Source organism: Streptomyces manipurensis (assembly GCF_049570255.1).
GTDB classification, from domain to species: Bacteria; Actinomycetota; Actinomycetes; order Streptomycetales; family Streptomycetaceae; genus Streptomyces; species Streptomyces manipurensis.
This window is the reverse complement of sequence record NZ_CP186950.1, coordinates 1,585,520-1,602,409: the sequence shown is the minus strand read 5'-3', so window position 1 is coordinate 1,602,409 and position 16,890 is coordinate 1,585,520. Positions and strand designations below refer to the sequence as shown.

The following is a 16,890-nucleotide window of genomic DNA, read 5'->3' as shown; positions in this document are numbered from 1 at the left end:
TGGTCACATGTCCGAACCGACCGGTGCCGCCCGCCGACGCGGGCCCTTCAAGGTCGGGGACCAGGTTCAGCTCACCGACCCCAAGGGCCGCCACTACACGTTCACGCTCGAAGCCGGGAAGAATTTCCACACCCACAAGGGTTCCTTCCCCCACGACGAGCTGATCGGCGCTCCCGAAGGCAGTGTTGTCCGTACCACGGGGAACGTCGCCTACCTCGCGCTGCGCCCCCTGCTCCCCGACTACGTCCTGTCCATGCCCCGCGGCGCCGCCGTGGTCTACCCCAAGGACGCGGGCCAGATCCTGGCCTTCGCCGACATCTTCCCCGGCGCACGCGTCGTGGAAGCGGGCGTGGGCTCCGGCTCCCTGAGCAGCTTCCTGCTGCGCGCCATCGGCGACCAGGGCATGCTCCACAGCTACGAGCGCCGCCAGGACTTCGCCGAGATCGCCACCGCCAACGTGGAACGTTACTTCGGCGGCCCCCACCCGGCCTGGCAGCTCACCGTCGGCGACCTCCAGGACAACCTCTCCGACACCGACGTCGACCGGGTCATCCTCGACATGCTCGCCCCCTGGGAATGCCTCGAGGCCGTCTCCAAGGCCCTCGTCCCCGGCGGCATCCTCTGCTGCTACGTGGCCACCACCACCCAGCTGTCCAAGACCGTCGAGTCCATCCGCGAGATCGGCTGCTTCGCCGAACCGCAGCCCTGGGAATCGATGATCCGCAACTGGCACGTCGAAGGCCTCGCCGTCCGCCCGGACCACCGGATGATCGGCCACACCGGCTTCCTCGTCACCGCCCGCCGCCTCGCGGACGGCGTCGAACCCCCGATGCGCCGCCGCCGCCCCGCCAAGGGCGCCTACGGCGAGGACTACGAGGGCCCCGGCAGCGACCGCTCCGCCTGAGCCCCGGGCCCACCCAACACCACGGCGCTGCGGCGCAGTTCCCCCGACCACCCGGGAACTGCGCCGCAGCGCCTTTTCGTTGCCCCGCAACGGCCCCGGACCCGCCCGTTCCACCCCCGTGTGAGGTGTGGCACGATGCTGGCTCCCCGTCACCCGTCGCACAGGAGACACCCCGCGTGCTGCACAGCCCCGCCGCGCCGGCACCGAACACGGACCTGGACCACACCCGGACCAAGACCCTCCACTGGCTCGCCACGGCCACCGCCATGGCAGCCGTCATAGCCACCGCGGGACTCGTCCAGCCGGCCACCGGCACCCCCGCGGCCACCACCGGCACCGCCGCCGCCCCGGGCCCCCAGGCCGCCGCTCCCGACCCCGCGGCCGCCGCCTACCCCCTCGACTGCAAGGGCGCCCCCCGCGCCGTCACCGCCAGCGCCCAGGGCGACCTCGACGGCGACGGCCGCCCCGAAACCGTCGCGGCCGTCCGCTGCCAGGCCGGATCCGGCACCCCGCCGCACGCGATCTACGTCCTCACCCAGGACCGCACCGACCCCGCGGGCGCCCGCGTCGTCGCCACCCTCCTGGACACCCCCCAGCGCCAGAGCGCCACGGAACTCACCGTGAGCGACCGGACCGTCTCCGCCACCCTGCTCGGCTACTCGGGCCCCGACGTACCCCGCTGCTGCCCCGACAAGACCCAGCTCGCCAAGTGGCGCTGGACCGACGGAAAATTCCGCCAGGAGCTTACGGACTCGGCCGCCAGGAGTGTTTGAACCGTCACTCCGCGTCCGGGCCGTATACCTCCACCCTGTCCGAAACGCGCCTTACGTGAATGCAGTCACCCGGGCACTCCTTCGCCGAGTCGACCACGTCCTGCAGCAGCGTCAAGGGAACCGGAGTGGTCGCCCCCACGTCCTGCAGCAGCTCGTCGTCCGCGCTCTTCACGTACGCCAGACCGTCGATGTCCAGCTCGAACACCTCCGGCGCGTACTGCGCACAGATGCCGTCCCCGGTGCAGAGGTCCTGGTCGATCCAGACCTCAAGCGGCTCGCCGGCCCCATCGGCGCCACCCGTCGGAGCCTCCTGCTGCACGCTCATATCTCCTGCCGTTCCCTGCGGTGAGTGATCCATCCCGGTCACGACCCGAAGCAAGTCGCGCGGGCCCTGACGGGTGTTGAACACTTCGACCTTACAACCGGCTGCTTCCCGAGTTTGATGGGTGGGTATTTCCTTGGCGTGAGGGAGTACGCAAGGGTGAAGATCGGACACACCCCTATCGTCTTTGTGATCTAGGGGTTTCAATCACCACCAGCCCAGGTAGGGTCAGGAAGCGTCCAGCTCCCCTTGGAGGAGGTGAGGACCGTGGCAGCCCACGACGACGACATCAACCGCGGCATCCGGCCCGCGCGAGGGTCCGAGGACCCCGCCGGTCAGGTTGCCTATCTCGAGCAGGAAATCGCCGTCCTGCGACGAAAGCTCGCCGACTCTCCGCGACACACGAGGATTCTCGAAGAGCGGATCGTCGAGCTCCAGACAAATCTGGCCGGCGTCTCCGCACAGAACGAACGACTCGCGAATACCCTCCGTGAGGCCCGCGATCAGATCGTGGCCCTCAAGGAGGAAGTCGACCGGCTCGCACAGCCGCCGGCCGGCTTCGGTGTCTTCCTGCAGTCGAACGAGGACGGCACCGTCGACATCTTCACCGGAGGCCGAAAGCTCCGCGTGAACGTCAGCCCCAGCGTCGACCCGGAAGACCTCCGGCGCGGCCAGGAGGTCATGCTCAACGAGGCCCTCAACGTGGTCGAGGCCATGGAATTCGAGCGGGCCGGGGACATCGTCACCCTCAAGGAGATCCTCGAGGACGGCGAGCGCGCCCTGGTCGTCGGGCACACCGACGAGGAGAGGGTGGTGAGGCTCGCCGAGCCGCTCCTGGACATCACCATCCGCCCCGGCGACGCCCTCCTGCTCGAACCCCGCTCCGGCTACGTCTACGAGGTCGTCCCCAAGAGCGAGGTCGAGGACCTCGTCCTCGAAGAGGTCCCCGACATCGACTACGACAAGATCGGCGGCCTGGGCGACCAGATCGAGCTGATCCGCGACGCGGTCGAGCTCCCGTACCTCTACCCCGACCTGTTCAAGGAACACGAACTGCGGCCCCCGAAGGGCATCCTGCTCTACGGCCCGCCCGGCTGCGGCAAGACGCTCATCGCCAAGGCCGTCGCCAACTCCCTTGCCAAGAAGGTCGCCGAGGTGACCGGACAGGCCCAGGGGAAGTCGTACTTCCTGAACATCAAGGGACCCGAGCTCCTCAACAAGTACGTCGGCGAAACCGAGCGCCACATCCGCCTCGTCTTCCAGCGCGCACGCGAGAAGGCGAGCGAGGGGACCCCCGTCATCGTCTTCTTCGACGAGATGGAATCCCTCTTCCGCACCCGCGGATCCGGAGTCAGCTCGGACGTCGAGAACACCATCGTCCCGCAGCTCCTCGCCGAGATCGACGGCGTCGAGGGCCTGGAGAACGTCATCGTCATCGGCGCCTCCAACCGCGAGGACATGATCGACCCGGCCATCCTGCGCCCCGGCCGCCTCGACGTGAAGATCAAGATCGAGCGTCCGGACGCCGAGGCCGCGAAGGACATCTTCGCGAAGTACCTCAAGGCCTCGCTGCCCCTGCACACGGACGACCTGTCCGAACACCAGGGCTCCACGGCCGGCACCGTCCACAGCATGATCCAGACCGTCGTCGAGCAGATGTACGCCGAAACCGAGGAGAACCGCTTCCTCGAGGTCACGTACGCCAACGGCGACAAGGAAGTCCTCTACTTCAAGGACTTCAACTCGGGCGCGATGATCCAGAACATCGTCGACCGTGCGAAGAAGATGGCCATCAAGGCCTTCCTCGAGCACAACCAGAAGGGCCTCCGGGTCTCCCACCTCCTCCAGGCGTGCGTGGACGAGTTCAAGGAGAACGAGGACCTGCCCAACACCACCAACCCGGACGACTGGGCCCGAATCTCCGGAAAGAAGGGCGAGCGGATCGTATTCATCCGCACCCTCGTCACCGGAAAGCAGGGCGCGGACACCGGACGCTCCATCGACACGGTGGCGAACACCGGTCAGTACCTCTGAGGCGGAGCGGCTGCGGATGCCCTCCCCGGGCATCCGCAGCCGCCTGCTTTACCCCACCGCTTAACCGGCCGCTTTTCAGCCGGTGACAGGGCAGATTCAATGACGGAAATGATCTCCCCACGAGCGCGCAGTGGTTCTAGGCTCTTCCGTACCGCCGGACGCGCAGTGCGGGGACGGGCACCGCACAGTCACACGCACCGGAGCACCAGCGGTACTTGAGCGCCGCCCCCGGAGGGGGGCGCCGCCGGGCAAGGAGGGCCGCATGACCGTACGGCGAGTAATGGGGATCGAGACGGAGTACGGGATCTCCGTCCCCGGTCACCCGAACGCCAATGCCATGCTCACCTCGTCCCAGATCGTCAACGCCTACGCGGCGGCGATGCACCGGGCGCGACGCGCCCGCTGGGACTTCGAGGAGGAGAACCCGCTGCGGGACGCCCGCGGCTTCGACCTCGCCCGCGAGGCCGCCGACAGCAGTCAGCTCACCGACGAGGACATCGGCCTCGCCAATGTCATCCTCACCAACGGTGCCCGGCTCTACGTCGACCACGCGCACCCCGAGTACAGCTCCCCGGAGATCACCAACCCCCTGGACGCCGTCCTCTGGGACAAGGCCGGCGAACGGATCATGGCCGAGGCGGCCGTACGCGCCGCCCAGCTCCCCGGCGCCCAGCCGATCCACCTCTACAAGAACAACACCGACAACAAGGGCGCCTCCTACGGCACGCACGAGAACTACCTGATGAAGCGGGAGACCCCCTTCTCGGACATCGTGCGCCACCTGACTCCCTTCTTCGTCTCCCGCCAGGTCGTCACCGGCGCCGGACGCGTCGGCATCGGCCAGGACGGCCGCGAGCACGGCTTCCAGATCAGCCAGCGCGCGGACTACTTCGAGGTCGAGGTCGGCCTGGAGACCACCCTCAAGCGCCCCATCATCAACACCCGCGACGAACCCCACTCGGACGCCGAGAAGTACCGCCGGCTCCACGTGATCATCGGCGACGCCAACCTGTCCGAGATCTCCACCTACCTCAAGCTCGGCACGACGGCGCTCGTCCTGTCCATGATCGAGGACGGGTTCATCAGCGTCGACCTGGCCGTCGACCAGCCCGTACGCACCCTCCACCACGTCTCCCACGACCCCGGGCTGAGCTACCTGATCACGCTGCGCAGCGGCCGGACACTGACTGCGGTGCAGCTCCAGATGGAGTACTTCGAGCTGGCCAGGAAGTACGTGGACGAGCGTTTCGGCTCCGACGCCGACGAGCAGACCAAGGACGTGCTGGCCCGCTGGGAGGACGTGCTGGGCCGGCTGGAGAGCGACCCGATGAGCCTTTCGGGGGAGCTGGACTGGATCGCGAAGCGGGAGATCCTGGAGGGCTACCGCCGCCGGGACGGCCTCGACTGGGACGCGGCGCGGCTGCACCTGGTGGACCTCCAGTACTCGGACGTACGGCCCGAGAAGGGCCTGTACAACCGCCTGGTGGCCCGCGGCAAGATGAAGCGGCTGGTGGACGAGACCGCGGTGGAGCGGGCTCAGAGCAAGCCCCCGGAGGACACCAGGGCCTACTTCCGCGGCCGCTGCCTGGAGCAGTACGCGGACGACGTGGCGGCGGCCTCCTGGGACTCGGTGATCTTCGACCTCCCGGGCCGGGACTCGCTCCAGCGCGTCCCGACGCTGGAGCCCCTGCGGGGGACCCGCAACCACGTCAAGGAGCTCCTGGACCGCTGCCGCACGGCGGAGGACCTGGTGCGGGTGCTTTCGGGGCAGTGAACGCGGCTGAAATGCCGGCTGTCCGGGAATCATGAGGAGAACCGGACTGCGAAAGTACGGGGACGAATGTCGGACCCTCCCTATAGGGTCCGACGTAGGGTCTGATCTTGAGAGATCCCGAATCCCGGGGTCTCTCGACATGAGCGTGCGAACCGAGCGGGGTGAGGTAGACATGGCGACCAAGGACACCGGCGGCGGACAGCAGAAGGCGACGCGCTCGACCGAGGAGGTCGAGGAGGCGGCGGTCGAGGAATCGACCGACCTCAAGGAGCGCCAGGAAAAGCTCTCCGACGACGTCGACTCCGTACTTGACGAGATTGACGATGTACTCGAGGAGAATGCTGAGGACTTCGTGCGGTCCTTCGTGCAGAAGGGTGGCCAGTAGGGCCGTTTGACCTTCGAATCGAAGGTTCGGTGGTTGGGTGGTTGTCCGAGGGTACGAAGCGGTGTTCGCGCTGTAAGCAGGACAGGCCGCGGGCGGAATACGCGAGCAACCGCTCCAACGCCGACGGCTTACAGGCGTACTGCCGCACGTGCTGGGCGGAGTACTGCAAAGCCCGCCAGGAAGCGCAAGGGCGGACGGTGCGGGTGAAGGTGGCCGTGCCGTCAGGCCACAAACGATGTCCTCAGTGTGAGGAGATCAAGCCGCATTCCGAATGGGAAGCGAATGGAACCACCCCGGAGGGATGGGCCAGCTCGTTGCTCAGGGCGGGGTCTGCGTGATCTGCCAAGAAGGCCCGGCAGAGCATGTGGATCACGATCATCAGACGGGTAAGGTCCGAGGCGTACTGTGCTTCAGCTGTAACGCAGCCCTGGGGCAGTTCAAGGATCGGCCGGACGTCATGAGGCGTGCAGCCGCTTACGTGGAAGGAAACCTGTGGAACCCAACACTCGTAGCACAGGGCGTCTACCGGCAGCCTTCCTGACGCCGGGGTCGTCGTCCTTCATGGACTTCCTGGGCGCGCACGCGCCGGAGATGCTGCCGGGGAAGCGGCAGCTGCCCGAGGGGGTCGTCGAGGCCCCGCACGGGACGACCATCGTCGCCGCCACCTTCCCCGGAGGGGTCGTGCTCGCCGGTGACCGGCGGGCCACCATGGGGAACATGATCGCGCAGCGGGACATCGAGAAGGTGTTCCCGGCGGACGAGTACTCCGCCGTCGGCATCGCCGGTACGGCCGGCCTCGCCGTGGAGATGGTGAAGCTGTTCCAGCTGGAGCTGGAGCACTTCGAGAAGGTGGAGGGGGCGACGCTCTCCCTGGAGGGCAAGGCCAACCGGCTCTCGACGATGATCCGCAGCAACCTCGGCATGGCCATGCAGGGCCTGGCCGTGGTGCCGCTCTTCGCGGGCTACGACGAGAGCAAGGAGAAGGGGCGCATCTTCTCCTACGACGTCACCGGCGGCCGTTCCGAGGAGCACGGCTACGCGGCGACGGGCTCGGGCTCCATCTTCGCCCGCGGTTCCATGAAGAAGCTCTACCGCCCCGACCTGACGGAGGATCAGGCCACCACGCTGGTCGTGCAGGCGCTGTACGACGCCGCCGACGACGACTCGGCGACCGGTGGCCCGGACCTGTACCGCAAGATCTTCCCCATCGTCACCGTCATCACCGACGAGGGCTTCCGGCGGCTGACCGAGGGCGAGTCCCAGGAGCTCGCCCGCAAGGTCACCGACCGCCGTCTCCAGGAGCCGGACGGCCCGCGCGCCGCCCTGCTCTGATCCGATCAGCCCTCCAGGAGCCCAGTAGAAAGGGACGGATACCGGTGTCGACTCCGTTCTATGTGTCACCCCAGCAGGCCATGGCCGACCGGGCGGAATACGCCCGCAAGGGCATCGCCCGCGGTCGCAGCCTCGTCGTGCTGCAGTATGCCGACGGCATCGTGTTCGTCGGCGAGAACCCGTCCCGCGCGCTGCACAAGTTCAGCGAGATCTACGACCGGATCGGCTTCGCGGCCGCCGGCAAGTACAACGAGTACGAGAACCTGCGGATCGGCGGTGTGCGTTACGCGGATCTGCGGGGGTACACCTACGACCGCGACGACGTGACGGCCCGTGGGCTGGCGAACGTGTACGCGCAGACCCTCGGCACGATCTTCTCCTCGGCCGGCGAGAAGCCGTACGAGGTGGAGCTGGTGGTGGCCGAGGTCGGTGCCACGGCGGCCGGTGACCAGATCTACCGGCTGCCGCACGACGGTTCGATCGTGGACGAGCACGGCTCGGTCGCGGTCGGCGGCAACGCCGAGCAGATCAGCACCTATCTGGACCAGCGTCACCAGGACGGGATGACGCTGTCCGAGGCGTTGAAGCTGGCGGTGGCGGCGCTGTCCAGTCAGGCGAACGGTGCCGACAAGGCGATCCCGGCGGAGCGGCTGGAGGTGGCGGTGCTGGACCGGACCCGGTCGCAGCAGCGCAAGTTCAAGCGGATCCGGGGCCGGCAGCTGTCCCGGCTGCTGGAGGCGGACGTGCCGGCGGCCGCGCAGGCGGACGCGGTGTCCAATGACGAGGCGCCGGAGGACGACGCCGAGTAGGACGCCGGGCAGGGTGTGAGGACGCGGCCCCGGCCGCCCCTTCGGGGGTGGCCGGGGCTTCGTCGTGTCCGGGCGGGGCGCTGTCCGGTCAGGGGGCGGGGGCGGGGCCGCAGGAGTCGCGGACGACGAGGTGGACGGGGATGTCGGGGGCGGTCCAGGGGGTGCCGTCGAGGACGGCGAGGAGGGCGGTCATGCCCTGTTCGCCGACGCGTTCGGCGGGGAGGTGGACGGTGGTGAGCTCGGGGTCGACGGCGGTGGCGAGGGCGAGGTCGTCGAAGCCGGTGACGGAGAGGTCCTCGGGGACGCGCAGGCCGAGGCGGCGGGCGGCCTTGCAGGCGCCGGCGGCGAGGATGTCGTCGTCGCAGACGATGGCGGTGGGGCGGTCCTCGGGGGCCGCGAGGGCGGCCTCCATGGCCGTGCGGGCGCCGTCGACGGTGAGGGGCGCCCGGACGGTGCGCAGTGCGCGGCCGGGGCCGAGGAGGGCGCTGAGGGCGTCGGCGCGGGTGTCGAAGGTCCAGGAGTCGACGTCGGGGGCGAGGTGGAGGAAGCGTCGGTGGCCGAGGGCGAGGAGGTGTTCGGTGACCTGGCGCATGCCGTCGGCCATGGCGAGGTTGACGTGGGCCGAGGCGGCTCCGGCTGCGGGGTCGCTGTCGAGCATGACGAGGGGGAGGGTGTCGCCGCCGATGGCGTGGAGGGCGTCGGCGGCCATGGAGGAGGCGATGACGCCGTCGAGGGCGGCGCGGGCGGAGGCGAAGGGGTCGCGGGCGGGGCCGGTGCCGTCGGGGGAGGGGTAGAGGACGACGCCGAAGCCGTGTGCGGCGGCGACGCGGGCGGCGCCGGTGTAGACGCGGGCGAAGAACTCGTTGGTGAGGGCGGGGACGACGAGGAGGGCGGTGCGGGTGGAGCCGAGGCGGAGGTTGCGGGCGGCGAGGTTGGGGCGGTAGCCGAGCCGGGCGGCGGTCTCGCGGACGAGGTCGGCGGTGCGCGGGGAGACGCGGCCGGTCCACTTGTCGCCGAGGACGAGGGACACGGTGGCCTGGGAGACCCCGGCGGCGGTGGCGACGTCGCGGCTGGTGGGTCTCGTCACACGGGGCTCCTGTCGTGCGAGGTCGGGGGTGGTCGTGCGGTTCGCGGGGTGGACCCGCCGACTGCGGCCATGGTACGTATGACTCCTGACGTTATACGTATTACCCCGGCTGGATCCGGGCAGAAGGGGGCTGTGATGGCCGCGGGATACGCGGAGCTGCTGGGGACCCGGCACGCCGCGAGGCTGCTGGTGGGCACGCTGACAGGCCGGCTGCCCAATGCCACCGCGCCGATCGCGATCGTGCTGTTCACGCGGGCGGAGGGCGGCAGCTACAGCCTGGCGGGCGCGCTGGCGGCGGCGTACGGGCTGGCGAACGCGCTGGGCCAGCCGCTGCTGGGCCGGGCCGTGGACCTGTTCGGGCAGCCGCGGGTGCAGCTGCCCGCGGCGGTGCTGTCCGCGCTGGGCATGGTGTGGCTGGCGTTCGCCGGGACCGGATCGGCGCCGGCGGCGTACACCGCGGTGGTGGTGGCCGGGCTCTTCACGCCGCCGCTGGAGGGCGGGCTGCGGGCGCTGTGGCCGGGCGTCCTCGGAGGCCGCGAGGAGAAGGTGCACGCGGCGTACGCGATGGACGCGGTGGCCCAGGAGATCATGTTCACGGTCGGTCCGCTGCTGGTGACGCTGTTCGTGGCGGTGTGGTCGCCGGCGGGGGCGCTGCTGGCGCTGAACGCGGTCGGCGTGCTGGGTGCGCTGTCGGTCGTGGTGAGCGAGCCGTCGCGGAAGTGGCGTTCGGAGCCGCGTGAGGCGCACTGGCTGGGTGCCCTGCGTTCGCGGGGGCTGCTGGCGCTGCTGGGTGCGTTCTTCTTCGTGGGCATGGCGCTGGGGTCGATCACGGTGGCCGCGGTGGCGTACGCGGACGACCACGGCGGGCAGTCGGTGTACGGCTGGCTGATGGCGGCCCTGGGGCTGGGTGCCCTGGTGGGCGGTGTCTTCTACGGTTCGCGGCCGTGGCCCGGTTCGGCCGAGGGCCGGCTGCGGGTGCTGGTGGCGCTGCTGGCGGTCTGTTACCTGCCGTTGCTGCTGGTTCCGGGGCCGGTGGCGATGGCGGCCCTGTCGGCGCTGGCGGGTGTGTTCCTGGCTCCGTCGCTGGCGTGCGCGTTCATCGTGGTGGACCGGCACGCGCCGACGGGCACGGTGACGGAGGCGTTCTCGTGGCTGGTGACGTTCTTCGGCGTGGGGGCGGCCATCGGTACGGCCGCGGCGGGTCCGGCGGTGGAGCTGGGCGGTGCCGCCGCGGGGTTCGGCGTGGCGTGTGCCGGAGGTGTCGCGGCGCTGGTGGTCCTGATGCTGACTCAGCGGGCGCTGTCGGCCGCCGGGCACGTGGCCGCGCCGGTGGCGGCCGGGTCCGGGGAGGTTTCGGACGGGGTCCGCGAGGGCGCGGGGGAGGCCCGGTCGGCGCAGTGAGGCGGGGCCGCGGCGGTGCGGCGCGCCGGGGTGTCCGGCCGCCGTCCGCCCGGCATGTGGGGGTCCGCCGAGGGGAACTGATCGAACCGGGCAGGCGAACCCGGTTTCAGAAGAGGGCAGAAGGCGTAATGTTCAGTCATGGACCGCCGCATTTTCGGGCTGGAGAACGAGTACGGCGTCACGTGCACGTTCAGGGGACAGCGCCGACTGTCTCCTGACGAAGTGGCGCGCTACCTCTTCCGCCGTGTCGTGTCATGGGGCCGCAGCAGCAACGTCTTCCTGCGGAACGGTGCCCGTCTGTATCTGGACGTGGGTTCGCATCCGGAATATGCAACTCCCGAATGCGACAACGTGACCGAGTTGGTCACCCACGACAAGGCCGGCGAGCGCATTCTCGAAGGACTGCTCGTCGACGCCGAACGCCGCCTGCACGAGGAGGGAATCGCGGGCGACGTCTATCTCTTCAAGAACAACACCGACTCGGCGGGCAACTCGTACGGCTGCCACGAGAACTACCTGGTGGCCCGGCACGGGGAATTCTCCCGTCTGGCGGACATTCTCATTCCGTTCCTCGTCACGCGTCAGCTGATCTGCGGCGCGGGCAAGGTGCTGCAGACGCCGCGGGGTGCGGTGTACTGCGTGAGCCAGCGGGCCGAGCACATCTGGGAGGGCGTCAGTTCCGCGACGACCCGTTCGCGTCCGATCATCAACACGCGCGACGAGCCGCACGCGGACGCGGAGCGGTACCGCCGGCTGCACGTGATCGTGGGCGACTCGAACATGTCGGAGACGACGATGCTGCTGAAGGTCGGGGCGACCGACCTGGTGCTGCGGATGATCGAGGCGGGCACGGTGATGCGCGACCTCACCCTGGAGAACCCGATCCGGGCGATCCGCGAGGTGAGCCACGACATCACGGGCCAGCGCAAGGTGCGCCTGGCGAGCGGCCGGGAGGCGTCGGCGCTGGAGATCCAGCGGGAGTACTACGACAAGGCGGTGGACTTCGCCGAGCGCCGGGGCATCCGTACGGGTGTCGTGGACCAGGTGCTGGAGCTGTGGGGCCGCACGCTGGACGCGATCGAGGCGGAGGACCTGGACCGGATCGGGACCGAGATCGACTGGGTCATGAAGTACCAGCTGATCGAGCGGTACCGGGCCAAGCACAACATGACCATGTCGAATCCGCGGGTGGCGCAGATAGACCTCGCCTACCACGACATCCACCGCCGGCGGGGGCTGTACTACCTGCTGGAGCGGAAGGGGCAGGCGGCGCGGATCTGCAACGACCTCAAGATCTTCGAGGGCAAGTCGGTGCCCCCGCAGACGACGAGGGCGCGGCTGCGCGGCGACTTCATCCGGCGGGCGCAGGAGCAGCGGCGGGACTTCACCGTCGACTGGGTGCACCTGAAGCTCAATGACCAGGCGCAGCGGACGGTGCTGTGCAAGGACCCGTTCCGTTCGGTGGACGACCGGGTGGAGAAGCTGATCGCAGGCATGTAGGCCTGGTGTGTGACATCGCACTCTGTGAAGGGCCCCGTACGTTTCTCGTGCGGGGCCCTTCGCACGGCTTAGAGTGGCGGGCGACCACCTTGCCGTCTGAGATCTGAGGAACACGTGCGCCGACTTGCCGGCCTGCTTGTCGTACCCCTTCTGCTGCTGTCGACAGCGGCGTGTGGCGATGACAGCGGCTCCGACTCCGCCCAGATGAAGAACGGGGCGCCCGCCATCACCAAGGGCGCCGAGTTCGGGCAGACGCCCACCCTGTCGACGGGGAAGGGCGAGCCGCCCAAGGAGCTGAAGGTGGTGACCGTCAGCGAGGGCACCGGCCCGGCGCTGAAGAAGGGCGACATCGCCCAGGTCAACTACTACGGCCAGGTCTGGGACGGCAAGGAGCCGTTCGACCAGAGCTTCGGCAAGGGCAAGCCGTTCGACGTGACGATCGGCGCGGGCGCCGTCATCAAGGGCTGGGACCAGGGCCTGGAGGGCCAGAAGGTCGGCAGTCGCGTGGAGCTGGTGATTCCGCCGGACCTCGGTTACGGCGCCCAGGGCTCGCCGCCGAAGATCCAGCCGAACGCCACGCTCGTCTTCGTCGTGGACATCGTCAAGGGCACCACGGTCCCGGCCTCGGCCGCGGGCAAGGAAGTCGCCCAGGACAACAAGGACCTGCCCAAGGTCGGCACGAACACGGACGGCAAGGAAGTCTCCGTGACCGTCCCGAAGGACGTCACCCCGCCGGCCAAGCTGGTCTCGAACTACGTCATCGAGGGCGACGGGCCGGAGGTGAAGGACACCAACACCGTCACCGTCAAGTTCAACGGCAAGACGTGGAAGGACGACAAGACGTTCGAGAGCACCTACACCTCGGACCAGACGGTGACCTGGCCGCTGGAGCAGCTCTCCGTCAAGGGGCTGAAGGACGGCCTCGTCGGCAAGAAGGCCGGCAGCCGCGTCCTGCTGGTGATCCCGCCGGACATGGGCTTCGGCGACAAGGAGCAGGGCACCATCCCGGCCAATTCGACGCTGGTCTTCAGCCTCGACATCCTCGCCGTGATGTAAGACTGTCCCGGTAGTCCCATCAGTTTTGAGGAGCAGTTCCGTGAGCGACAAGCTCGAGAAGCCCGAGATCGACTTCCCCGAGGGCCCGGCCCCGACCGACCTGGTCATCGAGGACATCTGGCTGGGTGACGGCGCCGAGGCCAAGGCCGGTTCCCGCGTCTCCGTCCACTACGTGGGCGTGGCGTTCTCCACCGGCGAGGAGTTCGACGCTTCCTGGAACCGCGGCTCCGCGCTGCAGTTCCAGCTGGGTGTCGGCCAGGTCATCGCCGGCTGGGACCAGGGCGTCCAGGGCATGAAGGTCGGCGGCCGTCGCAAGCTGACGATCCCGGCCCACCTCGCCTACGGCGACCGCGGCGCGGGCGGCGCGATCGCCCCGGGCGAGACGCTGATCTTCGTGTGCGACCTGATGGCCGCCTGACCCCGGGCAGTCGTGTGTGGAGGGCCCCCGCCCGAGGCGGGGGCCCTCGCTTTTGTCCGGGACCGCCGGGACGGTACGGTCAACGGTCACGAGTGTGTGTCGAGAACGGGGGGAAGGGCGTCCATGGCGATTGCCAAGGCCGAGCGGCTGATGAATCTGGCGCTGTGTCTGCTGGGGACGCGCCGGCCGCTGAGCAAGCGCGAGTTGCGCGGCTCCATCGAGGCGTACATGGAGGCCGGCAACGACGAGTCCTTCAACCGCATGTTCGAGCGGGACAAGGACGACCTGCGCGAACTGGGCCTGGTCATCGAGACGGTGGAGAACCTGGAGGGCGAGACCGGCTATCTGGCCCGCCGCGACAGCAACCGGCTGCCCCCCGTCTCGCTGGACGCCGAGGAGGCCGCGGCCCTGGGACTCGCCGCGAAGGTCTGGCAGCAGGCCCGGCTCGCCGGCGCCGCCAGCGGCGCCCTGCAGAAGCTGCGCGCCGGCGGGATGCCGGAGGCGGAGGACGCCTACGGCTCCCAGGGCAGCGCCATCGAGCCGCGCATCCCCGTCCACGAGGCGGCCTTCGAGCCGCTGATGCTGGCCTGCCGGGACCGCCGCCCGGTGGTCTTCGACTACCGCAAGTCCACCGCGGCCCGGCCCGAGACCCGGCAGGTGGAGCCGTGGGCGCTGGAGTGCTGGCGCGGGCACTGGTACCTGGCCGGCTACGACCGCGACCGCGGGGCGGAGCGGGTGTTCCGGCTGTCGCGGATCACCGGGAAGGTCCGCTCCCGGGCGGCGAAGTACACCGCGGAGGTCCCCGACGTGGTGACCGTGCGGGAGACCGTGGCCGGCTGGGCGGGGGAGGGCGGGGACCGTTCCGCCCTGATCCGCCTGCGGGCCGGGGCGGGCTACCCGCTGCGGGCCAGGGCCACCGCGGTCCGCGAGGGGGCGGACGGCTGGGACGAGCTGGAGATCCCCTACGGGCACGGGCTGGACGCCTGGCTCGTCGAATTCGGTCCCGACGTCGTCGTGGTCGGGCCCTCCGACCTCCGGGCGGACGTGGTCGACCGGCTGCGGGCCGTGGCCGGGGCCTGACGGCCCCGCCGGGAACCGCCTCCGGCGCGGCCGGTCCGCCGCCGCGCCCTTTCTTCCGAACCGCGACATCCACAGACGTGCCCTGAGGGGGAGACGTACCAGCATGGCCGCCAACGCCATCGACCAGACCCGCCGGATGCTGTCCCTGGTGACCTACCTGCGCGAGCGCCCCGGTGCGCACGTCGCCGACGTCGCCCGTGCCTTCGGCATCACCGAGGACGAGCTGATCTCCGACCTCGACGTGCTGCCCATGTGCGGGACCAGCTTCCGGGGCGGGGACCTGCTCGACATCGACACCGACGGGGAGCGCATCTGGTGGCGCAACCCCGACGCCTCGGGCGAGTCCACCGCCGAGCCGCTGCGGTTGGCCGCCGACGAGGCGACCGCGCTGCTGGTCGCGGCGCGCGCCGTGGCCACCCTGCCCGGTCTGCGCGAGAGCGACCGCGACGCCCTGCTGCGGGCGACCGCGAAGCTGGAGGCGGCCGCCGGCGAGGCGGCGGGGGCCAGCTCCCGGCTGTCGGTGACCTTCGAGTCCGAGGGCGGCGTCTTCGCGGACGTCGACCGGGCCATCGCCGAGCGCCGCAGGCTGTGGCTGCGCTACTACTCGCCCGCCCGGGACGAGCTCACCGAGCGCGAGGTCGACCCGATCCGGCTGTTCGCCGTGGGACACACCTACCTGGAGGGCTGGTGCCACCTCTCCGAGGCGCGCCGCACCTTCCGGCTCGACCGGGTCGCGGAGATCCGGCTGCTGGACGAGCGGGCGGAGCCCCCGGCCATCGAGCCGCGGGACCTGTCGGTCGGGCTGGTCCAGCCCTCCGCCGAGGACCCGGAGGTCGTGGTCGAGGTGGGGCCGGGCGGCCGCTGGGTCGCCGAGTACTACCCGCACGACAGCGCCGAGGAGCTCGCGGAGGGCGGTCTGCGGATCACCCTGCGCAGCCCGGACCCGGGATCGCTGCGCCGGCTCGCCCTGCGGCTGGGCCGTGAGGGGCGGATCGTGGCCCCCGCAGCGCTGGCGGACAGTGCGCGCAACGCCGCGCGGGAGGCCCTCGCGGGGTACGGGGAACAGGTCTGAGGGGAGCGCGGTCCATGTCGCGAACGTCCGGACCCGTCGCCTTCAAGGCGTCCTGTCCCGACTGTCGAGCCCGCTTCGAGCTCGACGCGAGCGCCCTGCGACTGGCCATCGGCGGCAGCCGGAGAGCCACTTTCTACTCCTTCACGTGTCCCGAATGCGGCGTGTCCGTCCGGAAACCCGCAGGTGAGCGGATTGTGGAGCTGTTGACCGGTGGCGGAGTGAGCACCCTGCGCAGCATCTGAGGGCCGTGGTGGCCTAGGCTCGGCCCATGCTGTGGCCGATGTTTGCAATCGCTCTGGGATTCCTCGGGCTCGTCGTGCTCGCCGTGGCGGCGGTGCGGGTCTTCGTGGAGGTCCGCAGGCTGTCCGCCGAGGTCGCCCGGGCCAGCCGCCGGATCACCGAGGCGTCGGGGGACCTGGAGCAGGCCGCGGCGGGGCTGGCCAGGGCCGGTCACGGCGTGCGGCAGTAGCAAACGCGACAGCCGTGTGACGGGAGGGTTGCCGACCTTGAGGGACGCAAGACAGGGGACGCCCGGGGATTGCCGGGCGTTAACCCCCTGGGGTTACGATCCTCATAGAGACAGTCCTAGGCGCCCGTGCCGGTGTGCTGTGAACCTCGGAGAAAAGGAAGATACCTATGTTCGGCAACCTCAGGGGTTGGGAAATCTTCGTCATTCTCGGAGTCATCATCCTGCTGTTCGGCGCCAAGAAGCTCCCCGACATGGCCCGCTCCCTGGGCAAGTCGGCGCGCATCCTCAAGAGCGAGGCCAAGGCCATGAAGAAGGACGGCGAGAACGAGGACGCCGCCGCCGCCCCGGCCGCGGACCAGACCGCGCCGCAGCAGCCCGCCCCGCGCACCATCCAGGCCGCGCCCGGTGACGTCACGAGCTCCCGTCCGGTCGGCGAGCCGAACCGCACCGCCCAGGGCTGACAGCCGCCCGGCA

19 protein-coding genes are annotated in these 16,890 nt (G+C 69.9%); 17 read left to right on the top strand and 2 right to left on the bottom strand.

Features of this window, described 5'->3' with window-relative positions:
* The first annotated feature begins 7 nt into the window (after positions 1 to 7).
* On the top strand, positions 8 to 904 hold the full coding sequence (locus ACPU2J_RS07395; protein WP_361601294.1) for a tRNA (adenine-N1)-methyltransferase: 897 nt from the start codon (positions 8 to 10) through the stop codon (positions 902 to 904).
* A gap of 179 nt (positions 905 to 1,083) precedes the next feature.
* The gene (locus ACPU2J_RS07390) at positions 1,084 to 1,677 is read left to right on the top strand and encodes a hypothetical protein (protein WP_389078333.1); all 594 of its coding nucleotides are present in this window, start codon (positions 1,084 to 1,086) and stop codon (positions 1,675 to 1,677) included.
* A gap of 4 nt (positions 1,678 to 1,681) precedes the next feature.
* Here the strand turns inward: ACPU2J_RS07390 and ACPU2J_RS07385 are convergent, their stop codons facing one another.
* Positions 1,682 to 2,002 carry a ferredoxin gene (locus ACPU2J_RS07385; protein WP_361601297.1) on the bottom strand — a complete coding sequence of 107 codons (321 nt, stop codon included), beginning with the start codon at positions 2,000 to 2,002 and terminating at the stop codon, positions 1,682 to 1,684.
* Between the two features lie 264 nt (positions 2,003 to 2,266).
* Between ACPU2J_RS07385 and arc the strand changes: the two genes are divergently transcribed.
* From arc to prcA, 6 genes are all read left to right on the top strand, one after another.
* Entirely contained in the window at positions 2,267 to 4,033 is a 1,767-nt protein-coding gene (gene arc / locus ACPU2J_RS07380; RefSeq protein WP_361601300.1) for a proteasome ATPase, read from the top strand.
* A gap of 262 nt (positions 4,034 to 4,295) precedes the next feature.
* Positions 4,296 to 5,807 (top strand): depupylase/deamidase Dop, encoded by a 1,512-nt coding sequence (gene dop / locus ACPU2J_RS07375; protein WP_365083258.1) that lies wholly within the window; start codon positions 4,296 to 4,298, stop codon positions 5,805 to 5,807.
* Between the two features lie 172 nt (positions 5,808 to 5,979).
* Positions 5,980 to 6,192: a ubiquitin-like protein Pup gene (locus tag ACPU2J_RS07370; protein ID WP_030016348.1), complete on the top strand. Its 213-nt coding sequence runs from the start codon at positions 5,980 to 5,982 to the stop codon at positions 6,190 to 6,192.
* A 271-nt stretch (positions 6,193 to 6,463) separates the two neighbouring features.
* Complete coding sequence (locus ACPU2J_RS07365) at positions 6,464 to 6,733, top strand: endonuclease VII domain-containing protein (RefSeq protein ID WP_423832976.1); 270 nt, start codon at positions 6,464 to 6,466, stop codon at positions 6,731 to 6,733.
* Positions 6,685 to 7,524, top strand: coding sequence for a proteasome subunit beta (gene prcB, locus ACPU2J_RS07360; protein WP_420081302.1), 840 nt, complete (start codon positions 6,685 to 6,687; stop codon positions 7,522 to 7,524). The genes ACPU2J_RS07365 and prcB overlap by 49 nt, the downstream gene beginning before the upstream one ends.
* Positions 7,525 to 7,568: 44 nt before the next feature.
* A complete protein-coding gene (gene prcA, locus ACPU2J_RS07355; protein WP_030655938.1) occupies positions 7,569 to 8,333 on the top strand; it encodes a proteasome subunit alpha in 765 nt (254 codons plus the stop codon).
* Between the two features lie 88 nt (positions 8,334 to 8,421).
* Here prcA and ACPU2J_RS07350 read toward each other — a convergent pair whose 3' ends face one another.
* Complete coding sequence (locus tag ACPU2J_RS07350) at positions 8,422 to 9,420, bottom strand: LacI family DNA-binding transcriptional regulator (protein WP_420081303.1); 999 nt, start codon at positions 9,418 to 9,420, stop codon at positions 8,422 to 8,424.
* Positions 9,421 to 9,555: 135 nt separating this feature from the next.
* On the opposite strand from ACPU2J_RS07350, the gene ACPU2J_RS07345 reads away from it, so the two are divergent.
* From ACPU2J_RS07345 to tatA, 9 genes are all read left to right on the top strand, one after another.
* Positions 9,556 to 10,821: an MFS transporter gene (locus tag ACPU2J_RS07345; protein WP_420081304.1), complete on the top strand. Its 1,266-nt coding sequence runs from the start codon at positions 9,556 to 9,558 to the stop codon at positions 10,819 to 10,821.
* A gap of 138 nt (positions 10,822 to 10,959) precedes the next feature.
* Complete coding sequence (pafA, locus tag ACPU2J_RS07340; RefSeq protein WP_073920416.1) at positions 10,960 to 12,321, top strand: Pup--protein ligase; 1,362 nt, start codon at positions 10,960 to 10,962, stop codon at positions 12,319 to 12,321.
* 114 nt (positions 12,322 to 12,435) lie between these two features.
* Positions 12,436 to 13,377, top strand: coding sequence for an FKBP-type peptidyl-prolyl cis-trans isomerase (locus tag ACPU2J_RS07335; protein WP_423832975.1), 942 nt, complete (start codon positions 12,436 to 12,438; stop codon positions 13,375 to 13,377).
* Between the two features lie 40 nt (positions 13,378 to 13,417).
* On the top strand, positions 13,418 to 13,795 hold the full coding sequence (locus ACPU2J_RS07330) for an FKBP-type peptidyl-prolyl cis-trans isomerase (RefSeq protein WP_389078308.1): 378 nt from the start codon (positions 13,418 to 13,420) through the stop codon (positions 13,793 to 13,795).
* 123 nt (positions 13,796 to 13,918) lie between these two features.
* Complete coding sequence (locus ACPU2J_RS07325) at positions 13,919 to 14,875, top strand: helix-turn-helix transcriptional regulator (RefSeq protein WP_361601326.1); 957 nt, start codon at positions 13,919 to 13,921, stop codon at positions 14,873 to 14,875.
* Positions 14,876 to 14,978: 103 nt separating this feature from the next.
* On the top strand, positions 14,979 to 15,947 hold the full coding sequence (locus ACPU2J_RS07320) for a helix-turn-helix transcriptional regulator (RefSeq protein WP_361601329.1): 969 nt from the start codon (positions 14,979 to 14,981) through the stop codon (positions 15,945 to 15,947).
* 14 nt (positions 15,948 to 15,961) lie between these two features.
* The gene (locus ACPU2J_RS07315) at positions 15,962 to 16,189 is read left to right on the top strand and encodes a hypothetical protein (RefSeq protein ID WP_420081305.1); all 228 of its coding nucleotides are present in this window, start codon (positions 15,962 to 15,964) and stop codon (positions 16,187 to 16,189) included.
* Between the two features lie 26 nt (positions 16,190 to 16,215).
* A complete protein-coding gene (locus ACPU2J_RS07310; protein ID WP_361601335.1) occupies positions 16,216 to 16,416 on the top strand; it encodes a hypothetical protein in 201 nt (66 codons plus the stop codon).
* A 167-nt stretch (positions 16,417 to 16,583) separates the two neighbouring features.
* Positions 16,584 to 16,877 (top strand): Sec-independent protein translocase subunit TatA, encoded by a 294-nt coding sequence (gene tatA, locus ACPU2J_RS07305; RefSeq protein WP_365083240.1) that lies wholly within the window; start codon positions 16,584 to 16,586, stop codon positions 16,875 to 16,877.
* Positions 16,878 to 16,890 lie beyond the last annotated feature (13 nt).